This window comes from Burkholderia sp. Ac-20379 (assembly GCF_017104645.1).
Classification (GTDB): domain Bacteria; phylum Pseudomonadota; class Gammaproteobacteria; order Burkholderiales; family Burkholderiaceae; genus Burkholderia.
Map to the genome: position 1 here is coordinate 15,226 of NZ_JAAGPF010000064.1, position 16,575 is coordinate 31,800.

Here is a 16,575-nt window from a genome sequence, read left to right on the forward strand (position 1 = left end):
TCTGCCAACAGGAGAGCGCATGAACGCAAGCACGGTGGATGACGAACCGCAGGACGGCGCGAGCGTTCCGCTCGATCGCAAGGCGGTGCTGGGCCGGACGTTGCGGCATCGCATCCTCAGCATGGAACTGGCGCCCGGCGCGAGCCTGGACGAAGTGGCGCTCGGCGAGGAGTTCGGCCTGTCCCGGCCGCCGGTGCGCGAGCTGCTGCGGCAAATGGCGGCCGAGGGGTATGTCGATCTCGAAGCGAATCGCACGGCCCGCGTCAGCTCGATGAATTACGACTCGCTGCGCAATTACTTTCTGGCCGCGCCGCTCGTGTACGTGGCGACGACCAAGCTGGCGGCCATTCATGCCACCGCCGCCGATGTCGACGAACTGAAGCGCATCCAGGCGCAGTTTCGCAACGCGGTGGAAGGCAACGCGGTCGACGATCGGGTGCTGGCGAACGACCAGTTTCACGGCGCGATCGGGCGCATGGCGCGCAACCCGTATCTGCTGCCGAGCCTGAGCCGGCTGCTGATCGATCACGCGCGCCTGGGCAAGACGTTCTATCAGCCGCGCGACGAACGGATGGACGCCGAGCTTGCCGAAGCGCTGCAGCAGCACGACGACATGATCGACGCGATCCAGCGCCACGATTCGGAGGCGGCCGGCGAAATCGTGCTGGCGCACGTGCTGCTGGCGCGCAGAAACATGGCGTCGTACGTGGCGCCGGACGGCGTGGACGTGAATATTCCGTTCTAGCCGGGCGAAGCCGGGCTTGCCCGGCTTCTTCGACGGCTTCCGGCCTCGGATCATTTACTCAGTAATCCTATTTTATAGATTCATGCAATCGGTTACCGCCTATCCCGATCATTCATAAAAAGTAGTACTACCAAGCAAGTCGCCAATCGAATCGCCGCCGTCCGGGCAGGATCGCGCTCGGCTGCGATATCGTCCCACGCAACACCGGGGGTCATTCCGGTCAAAGGAAGGAAACTGAGATGAGCAAGAAACTGTTGGGCGCCGCCGTCGCGGCCTGGGCGTTGTGCGCCGCGCCGCACGTGTATGCCGCGCGTTGCGGCAACGTCACCATCGCCAGCATGAACTGGCAAAGCGCGGAACTGGAAGCCGCCGTCGACAAGGCGATTCTCGGCGCCGGCTACGACTGCAACGTCAATGCCGTGATCGGCGACACCGTGCCGACCATCACTTCGATGGTCGAAAAGGGCCAGCCCGATATCGTCTCGGAAGGCGCGATCGACCTGCTGCCGGCCGTGGCCAAGCAAGGCATCGACGACAAGAAGATCGTGCTCGGCGCGAACGTGATCAAGGAAGGCGCCGTCTACGGCTGGTTCATTCCGAAGTACATCGCCGATGCGCACCCCGACATCAAGACGATCCCCGATGCCCTGAAGCACCCCGAACTGTTCCCCGATCCGGAAAACCCCGGCAAGGGCGCGATCTACAACGGCCCGCAAGGCTGGGGCATCACGGTCAACACCGCGCAACTCTACAAGGCGTTCAAGGCGGGCCCCGCCGGCTTCCGCCTCGTCGACACCGGCTCCGCGGCCGGCCTCGACGGCTCGCTCGCGAAAGCGTACGAACGCAAGCAAGGCTGGCTCGGCGTGTACTGGTCGCCCACCTCGCTGCTCGGCAAGTACAAGATGGTCAAGCTCGAGCCCGGCGTGCCCATCGATCAGGCCGAGTGGACGCGCTGCACCACCGTCGCCAGTTGCCCAAACCCGAAGCCGAACGGCTGGCCGGGCAGCCGTCTGCTGACGCTGCTGTCGAAGCCGTTCGCCGAACGCGCCACGCTCGACGTCATCAAGTATCTGAACACGCGCCAGTTCACCACCGCGCAGGTGCAGGGGATCATGGCGTGGATGACCGAGAACCAGGCCACCGGCGACGACGCCGCCAGGCACTTCCTGCAAAAGCAGCCGGACGTCTGGATGAAGTGGGTCACGCCGGCTGCCGCACAGAAAATCAAGGATTCGCTGTAAGCGCTCGCGTATGATGGCGCGCCCTCATCGGCGGGCAGCGGTCCGGCCCGGGCGACCCTGCGTCGTCCGGGCTCAATGTTTCCATGGCTCCAGTATCAGAACGACACAATGAAATCCCCCAACGGCGCCAAAGGCTACCGGCGACTGATCCCCTCCCTCACCGCGCTCGTCGAGTTCGAAGCCGTGGCCCGACTGCGCAGTTTCACGAAAGCCGCCGAGGAGCTCGGCGTCACGCAGGCCGCCGTCAGCCGGCAGGTGCGCCTGCTCGAGGATCAACTCGGCGTGCGCCTGCTCGATCGCCAGCCGCGCGCCACGACGCTGACGGCCGAAGGCGATGCGTTGTACGGCGTCGTCGCGGAAGGCATGGGCAAGATCGCCGGCATGTTCGATCGCCTGATGACCGGCATCGAGGACGAGGAACTGGTGCTCGCCACCACCGCGACGTTCTCGCACTATCACCTGATGCCGAGCGTGGCCAGGCTCAAGCGCCTGCATCCGAACGTGCGCATTCGCATCACCACCACGATGTTCACCGCCGATCTCCGGCACAACGAAGTGAACGGCGCGGTGCGTTGGGGCGACGGCAAGTGGACCGATGGCGCCGCCGAGTTCCTGTTCGACGAGCTCGTGTTTCCCGTCTGCTCGCCCGCCTGGATCGCGGAGCACGGCATTCCTCAGGATCTCGACGCACTGTCGCGCTCGCAATTGATCGGCTACGACCCGACCTCGGAAGGCTGGCTGACCTGGGAAACGTGGTTCCGGCGGCTCGGCCTGCCGCCGCCGAAACTGAGCTACGGCATCCGCACCTGCCTGTACGGCGACACCGTGCAGGCGGCGCTGCACGGCCAGGGCATCGCGCTTGGCTGGGGCAAGCTGTTGCACAAGCATCTCGCCTCCGGCGAACTGGTCCGGCTGACCGACGCGTCGCTGAAACTCGACGAGGCCTATTACCTCGTCGTACCGCACGGCAAGGCCGTCACGCCCGCGATGCAGACGCTCGCCGAGCTGCTGCGCCAATCCGCGGGCATCGAATAGCCATCGAATCGGCATCGCCCCCATCGGTCGCGCCGGCGGCCATGATTCAAAGTCATACCGCCACGAAAATTAAGCGCATTGACGCCCGGTTTCCGCAATCGAATACTGGCGTCACGACGGGAACATCCGATATCCCGCGCCCACTCAAACGTTGGAGAAAGACGATGTCCGAAGTGCCGCTGAAGCCGCTTGGCGAACTGGTTTACAACCGGGAGCCGGGATACGGGATGCCCGGCGAGGTATTTAGCCGCCCCGACGTGTTCGACACGGACATGGACATCTTCTTCTACAAGCACTGGATCGTGGTCGGCGTCACCGCCGACGTGCCTGAACCGGGCGACGTGTCGGTCGTCGATATCGGCAACGCCTCGGTGATCGTCGTGCGCGACGACGACGAAAACATCCGCGCCTATCGCAATGTCTGCCGCCATCGCGGCGCGCGCCTGAAGGAACCGGGCAAGTCGACGGTAGGCATGCTGGTATGCCCGTACCACCAATGGACCTACGACCTCGACGGCGAACTGCGCCACACCAAGCACATGGGCAAGGATTTCGATGCGACCTGCCGCAACCTGCGCCCGGTGCATCTGAAGGTGGTCGGCACGCACGTGTTCGTCTGCTTCGCCGACGAGCCGCCGGCCGACATCGCCGCGCTCGAGGACATCATGGCGCCGCGATTCGCGCCCTACGCGCTGCAGAACACCAAGATCGCGTACGAATCCGAGATCGTCGAGGACGGCAACTGGAAGCTCGTCATGGAGAACAACCGCGAGTGCTACCACTGCGAAGCCGGGCACCCCGAGCTGACCGTGTCGTTCCTGCCCGAATCGACCGGCTCGAGCGCCGACGACATGGACGAGGAAGGCCGCAAGGCGATGGAAGCCTACGTCAAGCTCAACGCCGACACGCAGGCGAACTGGGAAAGCGAGGGCTGGCTGTGCTCGGCGGTGGAGCGCCTGTCGGGCGACGTCGCCACGCATTTCCGCACCGAGCGCCTGCTGATCGCCGGTCACGGCGAATCGCAGACGATGGACACGAAGGTCGCCTGCCGGAAGCTGCTCGGCGATATCGTGCGCCGCGATCTCGGCGACACGCACATGTGGAGCCACAACTCGTGGGCCCACGTGATGAGCGACCACGCGATGATTTCCTACATCATCCCGCTCACGCCGGAAAAAACGCTGGTGCGCACGAAATGGCTCGTGCATGCGGACGCGGTCGAAGGCGTCGATTACGACGTGACCAAGCTGACCGAAGTGTGGGTGGCGACCAATGCCCAGGACGCGAGCCTCGTCGCGATCAACCATCGCGGCGCGCGCGATCCCGGGTATATTCCGGGGCCGTATTCGCCGTCGACCGAGAACTACGTGGATCAGTTCGTCGATTGGTACGCGGGCCGGCTGAAGGCGAACGGGGTGTAAGGCCGGGGCGGCGGCTCGCACCGCCGCCCCGTTCCGCCGTCCCGCCGCGTCAGGCCACCTTCTCGCGCGGATCGTCGATGTGCTGCTTCGCGACGTCGTAACGCACGCCCTGCCGATCGAGAATCCGAACGTGCTGCACCACCGTGGCGAGCGCCTGCAGGAAGCTCGGCGCTTGCTCGTGGTGTTCGTACGCCGCTTCGTTCTCCCAACCTTCCACCAGGTGGAACAGGTTCGGATCCGTCAGATCCGGCGCGAACGCGTAGTAGATGCAGCCGGGCATCGTGCGGGCGGCCTGCATGTCGGGAATCACGGCATCGATGAAGGTCTGGCGATCGTCCGGATGAACGCGGTAATACGCGCTGACGACGATGCCCGTCGCGAGGTTCTTGTCGTGGTCGGCCTGCGATTGGCCGTGATCGGGAAATTGGTCGCTGTAGTTGGCGGCGTCGGGTGTCTGATTCATCATGGATCCTGCGTCGTTGAAATCGGGTTGGCGAGCATCGCGCCGTTCGTCTGATCATTCGGATTCCGAAACCAGTCGAGCTGGTGAACGAACGCGCGATGCGTGACCCCAGACTAAGGCTGCCGCGATGGCGCGGCAACTATCTAAAGGTATGAGCGCCGCAACGGCGCCCGCTCCGCACGGCTGTGCATCCGGGCCGGCGAGCCACGTTTACCCAATACTTTCTCAGGTATAGTCGCGAACGCGTTGGCGGAATGCGGCCTGCGCGACTTGCCGTTTCGCCTTGCCCAAGATAACCAATGCCCGTGACATAGCATGCCGGATATCGCCTCCTCCGCCGCCGCCTCGCACCGCGACGGCGCCGACACGCCGCCCTCGCCGCTTCAGCCGGATTTCGCTCACAACGACCTGTTCCTGTCCGCGCCGATCCCGATCATGGTGGAGGATTGGTCGCGCGTGTATCTCGCGATCCAGGCGCTGCGCGAGCAAGGTGTCACCGATCTCGACGATTACTTCGACGCGCACCCCGACGCCGTCGACACGCTGCGCAGCCTTCATTCGTTCGTGGAAGCGAACAACGCGGTGCTCGAACTGTTCGAAGCCAGCTCGAAGGACGTATTTTTCGAGGCCGCGCGGCAGTTGCTGCCCGCCAATCGCGGCAGCAACATCGTTGTCTATCGCGCCATGCTCGAAGGCCTTGCCGCCTGCCAGGGCGAGCGCACGCTCGTCACGTTCTCGGGCAAGGAAGTGCCGATCGTGTGGCGCTGCTCGCTGCCGCGCGACGTGGAGGGCTATCGCCGGCTGTGCTTCTATGCGTTCGACGTGACGGAGCAAAAGGAAAACAACGACCGGCTGCAGGCGCTGCGCGCCGAGATGGCGCGTTCCGCGCGCGTGTCGCTGTTCGGCGAACTGTCCGCATCGATCCTGCATGAAATCAGCCAACCGCTGGCTGCCGCCAGCACCTCGGCCGACGCCGCGGCGCGCTGGCTGAATCGCGGCAATCCGGACCTCGCCGAAGCCGCCTCGTCGATCCAGAACGCGGCGCGCTGGGCGCGCGACGCCACCGATATCTGCCGCAAGATGCGCGGCTTTCTCGGCAAGGTGCCGGTTCAATCGGTACGGGCGCCGGCCAGCCAGGCGATCGACGCCGCGCTGTTCCTGGTGTCGCCCGAGGCGAACGCCAAGGAGATCGCCGTCGCGCGGCACGTGGACGACGACGTCACGATCTTCGCCGACCCGGTGCAGATCCAGCAGGTGCTCGCCAACCTGCTGCTGAACGGCATTCACGCCATCGATTCGAGCCGCTCGGCGCTGCGCGTGCTGTCGCTGTCGGTCGAACGCATCGACGGCAACCAGGCGCTGTTCGAAGTACGCGACACCGGCGCCGGCATGAGCTCCGACACGCTCGACGCGATATTTCAGCCGTTCTTCACGACCAAGGCCGACGGCATGGGCATGGGCCTGGCCGTCGCGCGCTCGATCGTCGATGCGCACGGCGGGCGCATCTGGGTCGACCATTCGACGCCGGACGGCACGTGCTTCCGGTTCACCGTCCCGACCGTGCCGACTGCCGCGGCGGCCGACTCCGCCGATCGATGAATCGGCGCGTTCAGCCCGGCACGGTCGTCTCGATCAGGTGCCGCGCTGCAGCGCCTCGATGCGTGCATCGACCCAGGACAGATCGAACGTCCCGTTCTCGATCGAGGCGCGCAACGCCGTTTCGCGCTCGATGTGAAGCCGGGCGCACGTCAGCAACGCAAGCGCATCGTCGGGCCGGATAGCGAGCACGCCATCGGCGTCGCCGATGACGAGATCGCCCGGATGCACCACCATGCCGTCGACCGCAATCGTCGTATTGATTTCGCCCAGCCCGCTCTTGGACGGGCCGCGATGCGTGACGCTGCGTGAATAGCAGGGGAATCCTGCACGCGCAAACGCGGCCACATCGCGTACCGCGCCATCGACGACGAAGCCGGCCAGCCGCCGGCTTCTGGCGATCGTCAGGATCACATCGCCCACCAGGGCGCTATCCGATGCCCCGCTGCCGTCCACGACCAGCACATCCCCGGCCTGGGCGAGCTCGAGCGCCTTGTGAATCATCAGGTTGTCGCCCGGGCGCGGCTTCACGGTCAATGCGTTGCCGATCATCGGCGCCGGCCCGTGTCGCGGCAGCAGATGCGCCGTTCCTGTCGCGCGCCCCATGCAGTCGCCGAGGGCGGCAACCGGCACCCCCTCGAATTCGAGCGCGGCCGCCAACGACAGCCCCTGCACGCGCGCTCCGATCTTCAGCATCGTTCCGGCCATCGCTGCCCCTTGAATGACGCGCGACCGCGATGGATCGCGCAAGCCGAACAGTCTAGACAGCAAATCGATTCCAAAAAGCGATTAATTTTCCTACAATGCCAGGAATTATCTTCGTGGTGAAATCTTGACCCAGCCCACCATCAAACAGCTCGAGGCCTTCTGCACGACGGCTGCGCTCGGCAGTTTCAGCGCGGCATCGGAAAGCCTTCACACGACACAATCGGCCATCTCGAAGCGCATCGCCGAACTGGAAGCGGCGCTGTCCGTCGAACTGTTCGAACGCAGCCAGAAGCGCCCGGCGCTGACCGCCCGCGGCCGCGCGTTGCTGCCGATCGCCGAGCAGGTGCTCGCCCTTCTCGACCGGATCGACAAGGAAGTGCTGGATCCGGATCCCTTCTCGGGCACCCTGCGGCTCGGCGTGACCGAAATATCCGCTCTCACGTGGCTGCCGCGCTTCATCGAATGTATCCGCGACAAATACCCCCGCATGGTGATCGAGCCGGAAGTGGATGCCAGCGAAACCCTGCTCGAGCGTCTCGACAGCAACGCCCTGGACATGGTCGTCGTGCCGGGCGGCGGCGCCAACCTGGCCGGCTATCAAGGCGCCGCCGTCGGCTCGGTGCGGATCGCGTGGCTCTCGAGCCCGGCGCGATTCGCCCGCAGCCAGCGCATCTCGCCGCAAGAGCTTGCCGATCACCCGCTGCTGCTGATCGGATCGTCGTCCACCGTGTCCGGCCTCCAGGACGCCTGGCTCCGGCAGCACGGCATTCCGACCCGGTTCGCGAGCCGCTCGAACAACCTGCCGGTGCAGGGGCAACTGACGCTGGCCGGGCTGGGCATCAGCCTTTTGCCGATCGAGTTTTTTCACGAAGAGATCGCCAGGGGCCAGTTGGTCGTGCTCGAGGTCGACGATATTCCCCGGATCACCTATCACGCCCTCTACCGCGGTGCGCGCGTCGCCCCATTGGCGCAGGTTGCGGCCTTGATCAAACGCCTCTGCGAATTCAGGCGCCCGGCGGGATGAGCCGGCAGCCCATGGCAGCCCCATCCACATATTCCATAAATTCGCAGTTAGCGGTTACTTTATTTCTCTTGCGGAATACATCTGAAATAGGTCTACTGGCGCCTGCCAGCGATCGTCGAGGGCGTGTCGCCCTGCAGCCGCAGTCGATTGGCGTGTCACCGTTTCATGGGGAGGAAAGCAGTGAATTTCAGCGAGTCCGAGCTCATCAGGAAACTTGCCCTGAAGATCGTGCCGCTCTTGATGTTGTGTTATGTCGTCGCTTATCTGGAACGGGTCAACGTCGGATTCGCCGCGCTGACGATGAATCAGGACCTCGGATTTTCAGCGACGACGTTCGCGATCGGCGCCGGCCTGTTCTCGGCCGGCTACCTGCTCTTCGAAATCCCGCTTTCCTTTTTGTTCAACCGCTTCGGCGCGCGCTGGACGTTTTCCCGGACGATGATCGCGTGGGGCCTGGTGGCCTGCGCGATGGCGTTCATCTGGGACGAACGCAGCTACTTCACGCTGCGCTTCCTGCTCGGCGTGACGGAAGCCGGTTTCAGCCTCGGCACCATCATCTATCTGTCGAGATGGTTTCCCTCGCGGTATCGCGGGCGAATCCTCAGCCTGTTCATCCTGTCGTTGCCGCTTTCCAGCTTCATCGGGGCGCCACTGTCGGGCCTGCTGGTGAGCCTGCCGCCGGTATCCGGGCTGCGAGGATGGCAACTGATGTTCATCCTCGAGGCGCTGCCGGCCTTCGCGCTGGCGGCGATCGTGCTTCTCGTGCTCAAGGAACAGCCGAAGCACGATGCCTCGCTGTCGCGCGACGAGATCGACTGGCTCGAACGCAACACGATGCCCGAAACCGGCCATGCCGGCACCGGGAGGTTCGCATTCCTCAAGACGCTCGTCGACAAGCGGGTTCTTCTGTTCGCACTCGGCTATCTGGGCATCCTGCTCGTCCATAACAGCCTCGGCGTGTGGATGCCTCAGATGATCCGATCGATCGGCTTCACGACCCGGGAAACCGGCCTGATCACCGCCCTGCCTTATTTTTGCGGGATGATCGGAATGCTCGCGTGGGGCCGACATTCGGATCGCAGCGGCGAGCGCATGTGGCACACGCTGCTCGCCATGATCACCGCGGCGGCGGGGCTCGCCGGCGCCGCGGTTGCCACGTCCTCGCCGATCAAAGTGGCGTGCCTGTGCATCGCGATCACGGGCAGCTTTTCTGCGCTCGCGGTGTTCTGGACCCTGCCCACCGCGTTTCTCGCCGGCCCGGGCGCCACCGCCGGCGTTGCGCTCATCAGTTCGATCGGCGCGCTCTCGGGGCTGGTCGGCCCCGTCGTCATCGGGTTCTTCAAGGATCATCTGGGCAGCTATGCCATGGGAATGATCGCGATCAGCAGCCTGTGCGTGATCGCGATGGGTGCGATCTTCACGGCGGACCGGCTTGGCAAGCCGGCTTGCCAGGCCTCGCCCTGATTCGCCGGGCATGCTGGAGCACGCTTCCACCGCCGCCTCGCATCGAGCGGAGCAGCACGCGCAAGCAGCCGGCCGCCGGCCGGATTTGGCCCACCGCGATCTGTTCTCCTCCGCGCCGATCCCGATCATGGTGGAAGACTGGTCGCGCGTGTATCTCGCGATCGAGGCGCTGCGCGAACAGGGCGTGACCGATCTCGACGAGCATGTCGATGCCCACCCCGATGCGCTCGACCGCCTGTACGGCCTGCACGCGTTCGTCGAGGCGAACGATGCGGTGCTCGAACTGGTCGAGGCCAGCTCGATGGCGGTTTTTTTCGACGCGGCCCGCCAGTTGCTGCCGGCCGATCGCGACAGCAACCTCGCCGTCTATCCGGCCATGCTCGAGGGCCGTTCGGCATGTCAGGGCGAACGCACGCTCGTCACGTTCTCGGGCAGGAACGTGCCGATCGTCTGGCGCTGCTCGCTGCCGCGCGACGTCGAAGGCTATCGCCGGCTGTGCTTCTACGCCTTCGACGTGACGGAGCAGAAGGAAAACAGCGACCGGCTGCAGGCGCTGCGGGCCGACATGGCGCGGTCCGCGCGCGTGTCGCTGTTCGGCGAGCTGTCCGCCTCGATCCTGCACGAGATCTGTCAACCCCTGTCGGCCGCCAGCACCTCGGCCGATGCCGCGGTCTGCTGGCTGATTCGCCACAACCCGGACATCGCCGAAGCCGTCTCGTCGATTCAGAACGCGGCGCGCTGGGCGCGCGACGCCACCGATATCTGCAGCAAGATGCGCGGTTTCCTCGGCAAGGTGCCGGTACAATCGGTGCGCGCGCCGGCCAGCCGGGCCATCGATGCCGCGCTGTTCCTGGTATCGCCGGAAGCGAGCGCCAAGGAGATTGCCGTCACACGCCTCGGCGCCGACGACGTCACGATCTTCGCCGACCCGGTGCAGATCCAGCAGGTGCTCGCCAATCTGTTGTTGAACGGCATTCACGCCATCGATTCGAACGGCTCGGCGCTGCGCGCGTTGTCCTTGTCGGTCGAGCACGCCGGCGGCGGCTACGCGCTGTTCGAGGTTCGCGACAGCGGCGCCGGCATGAGCCCCGACACGCTCGACGCGATATTTCAGCCGTTCTTCACGACCAAAGCAGGCGGCATGGGCATGGGCCTCGCCGTCGCCCGCTCCATCATCGAAGCGCATGGCGGGCGCATCTGGGTCGAGCGCTCGACGCCGGACGGCACGTGCTTCCGCTTCACCGTGCCGACCACGGCGGCCCATGCACCCGATTGAATCGCCTCACCTGGCCTGGAAAAACACCCGATGACGCAGGACGCCCTTTCCCGATTCGCCACGCCGGCAGCCGATGCCGCGCACGCGACGCTGTTCGCCACCGATGCCGGCACCGGCGTGAACGTCATGTTCATTCACGGCTGGACCTGCGATGCCCACGACTGGATGTGGCAGTTGCCGCACTTCGAACGCCGCTATCGCGTGATCGCCGTCGACTTGCGCGGGCATGGCCGATCGACGGTCACTCCGCCCGGCACGTATCGCCAGGCCCACTATGTTGCGGACATCGAATCGATGCTCGCGGCGCAATCGGCGGGCGGCAAGTTCGTGTTGATCGGGCATTCGATGGGCGCGCAGATCGCCGCCCGGCTCGCCGCGACACGCCCCGACCTGGTGGGCGCGGTGGTGTCGATCGACGGTTCGCTCGGCGTGTCGGGCGCCGCGGCCGATTTCCTGGCGACGCTCACGCACGATCTGGAAACCGGCGATCCGGCCGAGAAGGTGCCCGCCCTGTTTCAGTTGCTCTACGACGCGAACACCGACCCGGCGCTCCAGCGCTGGCACGCGCGACGCGCGCAGGGCACGCCCGCGCATGTCGCGCGCGAATCGTTCGGACCGCTTTACTTCGGCGACGATCAGATCGGCATGGGCGAGGCCAGCGAGGCGTTCTGCCGAAGCCTCGCCGTGCCGGTCTACCACCTGGGCCGCGATCCCGAGCAGGCCACCCGCATGCGGGCCTGGTTCGCGCATCCGCAATCGCGGGTGGAACGCTGGTCCGACACGGGCCACTGGATCATGCAGGACCGCAAGGACGACGTGAACGCCGCCGTCACGGCCTGGATCGACGACGTCGCCTCGGGCTGGGCCTGAGCGCGGCACGCCTCAGGCGTGCCGTCCGCTCATTGCGCGGGCTTCGTGGGATTCCACAGCTTGACCTTCGCGTGCTTCTCGTAGCCCTTGCCGTTCGGATAGCTGACCAGCTCCAGCTCCGAGCCCCACGGCGAGCGGAAGTGCACCCACGTCTCGCCTTCGGTGTCGCCCGACGGCATCGTGATCGGCTCGCCGAGCACCGTGATGCCGCGCGACTTCAGATAGGTCACGGCGCCGGGGATATCGTCGGTGTAGAACGCGATATGCGACGCGCCGGCATCCTCCGCCTTCGGCATCTCGGTGCTGCCCTTCGAGTTGGTGTACTGGAACAGCTCGATATTCGAGCCCGTGCCGCAGCGGATCATGGCGATCTTGACGCTGTCGGCGCGCGGCGCGAAGCCGCCCGACATTTTCGTCAGATCGAACGGGCCGATATGCGTGACCGGCACGCAGCCGAACGTGTCGGAAAAGAACGACTCGGCCTGCGCCAGATCCGGCACGTTGACGCCAACGTGATCCACGCCCACCGCCTTCACGCCGGCAGCCTGGGCCCCCACGCCGCTCATCAGTGCGAGTGCGACGGACACGGCGGATACGAACTTCTTCATGATGCGTTTTCCCTGGTTCATTTGGAATTGATGAAGACGCGCGCGCTTGCGAGCTTGCCGCCTTCGATTGTGAAAATGTCTTCGCCGCGGATCAGATTCGGGTTGTCGCGCGGGCCGTAGCCCCACGTCACGCGGCCCACGCCGTGATTCCACGTAACCGGCTCCGGCGTGAACGCGAAGCCCGGGTGAGCGCCCTGCACCTTCTCGATCATCGTGCTCACCGCCGGGTAGCCGCGTGCGAGGCCGGCATAGTCGGCAAGGAAGAAATCGTGCGAATACACCTGCGGAAATTTCGCGGGCCAATGGGCCGGGTTCGGATCGTTCCAGATCTCGAAATGCAGATCGATCAGGTGCTGCGCCACGGCGAGCTCCCGATCGGCGGTTGCCGTCTGCCTCGTGTCCTGCGAATGCACCGCATCGGGTGCGGCGGCCAGCGCAAGGGCAGGCGCCGTCAGCGCCGCGACCCACACCGCGCGTCGAATCAAGGTTTTCATGTCGATAAGCCAGAAAATTTTCAGTTGGAATCGAGCTTAGCGACACCGCCTGCGTGGAGTCCTTGCCGACAACTTAATCGTTCTTAAGCGTCGATCGGATCGGGCTGCCTGGCGTTCGGTGTCGTGTTGTCGATGTGAGGAGAATATCGACGCGCCTGTCGCAGCGAAATAGAACAGATCGAAAACCATCGTTGCAGAAATGAACGACTTGATGCCGCGCGGGCCGCACGCACGCGCGATTTTTAATAGCGGATTCAGGACTGCATGCGGCTCGTGTCGGTACCGTTCGCGGTACGGCTGCCAGATGGTCTGTCAGCCTTTTCCACACCACCGCATACGGAGAAGAACATGCATATCGACGCTGCAATCGAGGGATCCAGGGTTTCCAGGCGCAAGCTGTTGTCGGCATCCGTCGGCGTCGCCGGCGCAGTGGCCGCCGCCGTCAGCGTGCCGGCCAGCGCCGCCGCGGCGGCCGCCGGCGGCAAGAGCGCGTCGAACGGGCATGGCACGCATGGCCACGGCCACGACGACAACTTCGTGCGGACTCAGGACGGCACGCTGATCTACTACAAGGACTGGGGCCCGAAGGATGCGCAGCCGATCGTGTTCCATCACGGCTGGCCGCTTTCGTCGGACGACTGGGACGCGCAGATGCTGTTCTTCGTCTCGAAGGGCTACCGCGTCGTCGCGCACGACCGCCGCGGCCACGGCCGCTCGTCGCAGGTGTCGGACGGTCACGACATGGATCACTACGCCGCCGATGCGTTCGCCGTGGTCGAGGCGCTGAACCTGCGCAACGCGGTGCATATCGGCCACTACACCGGCGGCGGCGAAGTCGCGCGCTACGTGGCGAAATTCGGCCAGCCCTCGGGCCGCGTCGCGAAGGCGGTGCTGGTCAGCGCGGTGCCGCCGCTGATGCTCAAGACCGACAGCAATCCTGAAGGTTTGCCGCTCGAGGTGTTCGACGGCTTCCGCAAGGCGCTCGCCGAAAACCGCGCGCAATTCTTCCTCGACGTGCCGAGCGGCCCGTTCTACGGCTTCAACCGCGCGGGCGCGAAGGTGTATCCGGGCGTGATCCAGAACTGGTGGCGCCAGGGCATGATGGGCGGCGCGAAGGCCCACTACGAGGGCATCAAGGCGTTCTCGGAAACCGATCAGACTGACGACCTCAAGGCCATCACGGTGCCGACGCTCGTGCTGCACGGCGAGGACGACCAGATCGTGCCGATCGCCGACGCCGCGCTGAAGTCGATCAAGCTGCTGAAGAACGGCACGCTGAAGACGTATCCGGGCTTCTCGCACGGCATGCTGACGGTGAACGCCGACACGCTGAACGCCGATCTGCTGGCGTTCGTGCAGAAGTAAGCTCGGCCGCTCGACCGGCCCCGGCCAACGCCCGCCGCATTCGTGCAATGCGGCGGGCCTTGTCGTCTGCGAACGCGGCCGCCGGCTTCAGCCGAACAGCTTCGCCGCCGTCTTCGCGACCAGTTCGCCCTGGTGGCGTGCGCCGTCCAGTTCGATCTGGCTCGGCTGACGCGCGCCGTCGCCGCCCGCGATCGTGGTGGCGCCGTACGGTGCGCCGCCCACCACTTCCGCCAGCGTCGTCTGCCCCTGGTGGCTGTACGGCAGGCCCACGATCACCATGCCGAAGTGCATCAGGTTCGTGATGATCGAGAACAGCGTGGTTTCCTGGCCGCCGTGCTGCGTGGCCGTCGACACGAACGCCGCGCCCACCTTGCCGTTGAGCGCGCCGCGCATCCACAGCCCGCCGGTCTGGTCGAGGAACGCGGCCATCTGCGACGACATGCGCCCATAGCGCGTGCCGGTGCCCACCACGATCGCGTCGTAGCTTTCAAGCTCGGCCACGGTCGCCACCGGCGCGGCCTGGTCGAGCTTGAAGTGCGCCTTTTCGGCGATGTCGGCCGGCACCGTTTCCGGCACGCGCTTGACATCCACCTGCGCACCGGCGCCGCGCGCCCCTTCCGCAATGGCGTTGGCCATCGTTTCGACATGGCCGTAGGCCGAGTAATACAACACCAGAACGCGTGCCATCTTGATTCCCTCGAAGTGTGACGCCGCGAGCCCCTGCCCGCGGCGCGTGAAAAAACGCTCGCCGTTCGCTTCGCTCAGCTGAACGCCTTTTGCGCCGCCACGGTATCCAGCGATTCGCGCAGCAGCTTGATCTTCCCGCCCTCGGCGACGAGCCGGCCCGCATACATCTGCCGATAGACCTTGCCGGTGGACGGCACCAGCGCCTCGACGGCGTATTCGCCGAACGCCTGATCCGGCGTGTCGATCAGGATCGCGATGTCGCGAAACGCGAAATCCGGCACCTTGGCGAGCAGGCCGCCGATGAAGCCTTCGATCGCGGCCGGGCCGCGCGCGCCGGTGGTCGGCCCCAGGCTCGCGAGATACGGCAGCTCCAACACGCCGTCGTCGGCAAACAGCGCCGCGGCGGCTTTCGGATCGCGAATCGAAGCCAGGTATTGATTGAGCAGTTCCGCAGCTGTGTTCATGTCGTTCCTTGAAGAGACGGGATGCATGCCCGCCCCCGACGGGCGCGGCAGCAGGCAGCTTATCGAGCCGGTTCGCGGGCGTCCTTGCGGCGGGCTTAATCGTTCTGAAGCGACGCACGCGATTTGCCGCCCGGCGGCGGTGCGCGTCTCTCATCCTTTTGTATGACGCCGGATCCCGCCTTGAAGCGGCGCCGGTCACGCACGGCTTGACGCGCACGACACGAACGTCCCCTTTGATGCTTTCGATGCGTCGCGCCGCCGAGCAATGCCGCGACGGCCGGCGCCACGGCGGGCGCTCGCTTTGCTAACACCTATAGATGATGGACGGATAGGGTTTGCGTCCCTAGCATCTGCCCAGTCAATCGGCCGTGGCGATCGCGTGCGAGTCGAGCGGCGGCCGGCGCGCGTGATTCCGCCGATTTTCCCAACGACCTTTCGCGAGTGGACCGAACATGTACACGTTCGATCGGGTAACCGTTTCTCTTGAAAGCCGTGAAGTCGCCCTTGGCGGGCAGCGGCAACCGCTCAGCACGCGCGCATTCGATATTCTCGAATTGCTGATCAGCGCCCGGGGGCGCCTCGTCACGAAAGACGAAATCATGCGCGCGGTGTGGCCGCGCGCTTTCGTCATCGACAACAACATCCACGTGCATATCTGCGAATTGCGCAAGCTGTTCGGCGGCAAGCAGGGATGGATCCGCACGGAAGCCGGGCGCGGCTATCGGCTCGCGCCGCCCGAGCGGCATCGGCAGCCCGCGCCGATCGCGCCCGCGACACGCGACACGTTGATCGGCCGCGCGCGCGAACTGGCAGATCGGAAGAGCACACGTCGGAACTCCAGGCACCATAGAGTAACTCGTATGCCGTCGTCTGCTTGAAAAAAAAAAAAAAAAAAAGAAAGAATAAGCACGATACAGCAAAAAAGAAAAAAAAAAAAAAACAAAAAAGGGTAAGAAGATCATAGAAAAGGAGAAAGGAAAGCATGACAGTAGTAGACAACAAATAAAGAAAGATAATTGAAATAGAAAAAAGTACAGAGGCTTGCAATAGCAGCACGGTAACATGCAGACATGATGATCAAGTGTGAAAGATAGACGAGAAACATCAACACCAG

At 64.9% G+C, this 16,575-nt stretch carries 17 protein-coding genes; 11 read left to right on the forward strand and 6 right to left on the reverse strand.

The window, feature by feature from the left end; translation table 11 throughout:
* Positions 1-19 precede the first annotated feature (19 nt).
* The 4 genes from G3N92_RS11490 to G3N92_RS11505 all read left to right on the forward strand — a co-directional run bounded on the left by G3N92_RS11490 (position 20) and on the right by G3N92_RS11505 (position 4,442).
* A complete protein-coding gene (locus G3N92_RS11490) occupies positions 20-745 on the forward strand; it encodes a GntR family transcriptional regulator (protein WP_206127592.1) in 726 nt (241 codons plus the stop codon).
* A 239-nt stretch (positions 746-984) separates the two neighbouring features.
* Positions 985-1,986, forward strand: coding sequence for a glycine betaine ABC transporter substrate-binding protein (locus G3N92_RS11495; RefSeq protein WP_206127593.1), 1,002 nt, complete (start codon positions 985-987; stop codon positions 1,984-1,986).
* A gap of 108 nt (positions 1,987-2,094) precedes the next feature.
* A complete protein-coding gene (locus G3N92_RS11500; RefSeq protein WP_206127594.1) occupies positions 2,095-3,021 on the forward strand; it encodes a LysR substrate-binding domain-containing protein in 927 nt (308 codons plus the stop codon).
* Positions 3,022-3,185: 164 nt separating this feature from the next.
* The gene (locus G3N92_RS11505; protein WP_206127595.1) at positions 3,186-4,442 is read left to right on the forward strand and encodes an aromatic ring-hydroxylating dioxygenase subunit alpha; all 1,257 of its coding nucleotides are present in this window, start codon (positions 3,186-3,188) and stop codon (positions 4,440-4,442) included.
* A gap of 49 nt (positions 4,443-4,491) precedes the next feature.
* On the opposite strand, the gene G3N92_RS11510 is transcribed toward G3N92_RS11505, so the two are convergent.
* Positions 4,492-4,908 (reverse strand): antibiotic biosynthesis monooxygenase family protein, encoded by a 417-nt coding sequence (locus G3N92_RS11510; protein WP_206127596.1) that lies wholly within the window; start codon positions 4,906-4,908, stop codon positions 4,492-4,494.
* Positions 4,909-5,220: 312 nt separating this feature from the next.
* Between G3N92_RS11510 and G3N92_RS11515 the strand changes: the two genes are divergently transcribed.
* The gene (locus G3N92_RS11515) at positions 5,221-6,504 is read left to right on the forward strand and encodes a HAMP domain-containing sensor histidine kinase (protein ID WP_206127597.1); all 1,284 of its coding nucleotides are present in this window, start codon (positions 5,221-5,223) and stop codon (positions 6,502-6,504) included.
* 33 nt (positions 6,505-6,537) lie between these two features.
* On the opposite strand, the gene G3N92_RS11520 is transcribed toward G3N92_RS11515, so the two are convergent.
* Positions 6,538-7,197, reverse strand: coding sequence for an RraA family protein (locus tag G3N92_RS11520; protein ID WP_241014735.1), 660 nt, complete (start codon positions 7,195-7,197; stop codon positions 6,538-6,540).
* Between the two features lie 136 nt (positions 7,198-7,333).
* Here G3N92_RS11520 and G3N92_RS11525 point away from each other — a divergent pair, with 136 nt between their 5' ends.
* The 4 genes from G3N92_RS11525 to G3N92_RS11540 all read left to right on the forward strand — a co-directional run bounded on the left by G3N92_RS11525 (position 7,334) and on the right by G3N92_RS11540 (position 11,843).
* The gene (locus tag G3N92_RS11525) at positions 7,334-8,233 is read left to right on the forward strand and encodes a LysR family transcriptional regulator (RefSeq protein ID WP_206127599.1); all 900 of its coding nucleotides are present in this window, start codon (positions 7,334-7,336) and stop codon (positions 8,231-8,233) included.
* A gap of 180 nt (positions 8,234-8,413) precedes the next feature.
* Positions 8,414-9,697 carry an MFS transporter gene (locus G3N92_RS11530; protein WP_206127600.1) on the forward strand — a complete coding sequence of 428 codons (1,284 nt, stop codon included), beginning with the start codon at positions 8,414-8,416 and terminating at the stop codon, positions 9,695-9,697.
* Between the two features lie 10 nt (positions 9,698-9,707).
* A complete protein-coding gene (locus G3N92_RS11535) occupies positions 9,708-10,973 on the forward strand; it encodes an ATP-binding protein (protein ID WP_206127601.1) in 1,266 nt (421 codons plus the stop codon).
* Positions 10,974-11,003: 30 nt separating this feature from the next.
* Complete coding sequence (locus G3N92_RS11540; RefSeq protein ID WP_206127602.1) at positions 11,004-11,843, forward strand: alpha/beta hydrolase; 840 nt, start codon at positions 11,004-11,006, stop codon at positions 11,841-11,843.
* A gap of 29 nt (positions 11,844-11,872) precedes the next feature.
* On the opposite strand, the gene G3N92_RS11545 is transcribed toward G3N92_RS11540, so the two are convergent.
* Both G3N92_RS11545 and G3N92_RS11550 read right to left on the reverse strand, forming a co-directional pair.
* On the reverse strand, positions 11,873-12,451 hold the full coding sequence (locus G3N92_RS11545) for a VOC family protein (RefSeq protein WP_206127603.1): 579 nt from the start codon (positions 12,449-12,451) through the stop codon (positions 11,873-11,875).
* Between the two features lie 17 nt (positions 12,452-12,468).
* Positions 12,469-12,945 (reverse strand): nuclear transport factor 2 family protein, encoded by a 477-nt coding sequence (locus G3N92_RS11550; protein WP_241014736.1) that lies wholly within the window; start codon positions 12,943-12,945, stop codon positions 12,469-12,471.
* Positions 12,946-13,293: 348 nt separating this feature from the next.
* Between G3N92_RS11550 and G3N92_RS11555 the strand changes: the two genes are divergently transcribed.
* Positions 13,294-14,310, forward strand: a complete 1,017-nt coding sequence (locus G3N92_RS11555) for an alpha/beta hydrolase (RefSeq protein ID WP_241014737.1) — start codon at positions 13,294-13,296, stop codon at positions 14,308-14,310.
* Between the two features lie 87 nt (positions 14,311-14,397).
* Here G3N92_RS11555 and wrbA read toward each other — a convergent pair whose 3' ends face one another.
* Positions 14,398-14,997, reverse strand: coding sequence for an NAD(P)H:quinone oxidoreductase (gene wrbA / locus G3N92_RS11560; protein ID WP_206127604.1), 600 nt, complete (start codon positions 14,995-14,997; stop codon positions 14,398-14,400).
* 74 nt (positions 14,998-15,071) lie between these two features.
* Positions 15,072-15,461: a nuclear transport factor 2 family protein gene (locus tag G3N92_RS11565; RefSeq protein WP_206127605.1), complete on the reverse strand. Its 390-nt coding sequence runs from the start codon at positions 15,459-15,461 to the stop codon at positions 15,072-15,074.
* A 452-nt stretch (positions 15,462-15,913) separates the two neighbouring features.
* Here G3N92_RS11565 and G3N92_RS11570 point away from each other — a divergent pair, with 452 nt between their 5' ends.
* The gene (locus G3N92_RS11570; protein ID WP_206127606.1) at positions 15,914-16,339 is read left to right on the forward strand and encodes a winged helix-turn-helix domain-containing protein; all 426 of its coding nucleotides are present in this window, start codon (positions 15,914-15,916) and stop codon (positions 16,337-16,339) included.
* The last annotated feature ends 236 nt before the right edge of the window (positions 16,340-16,575 follow it).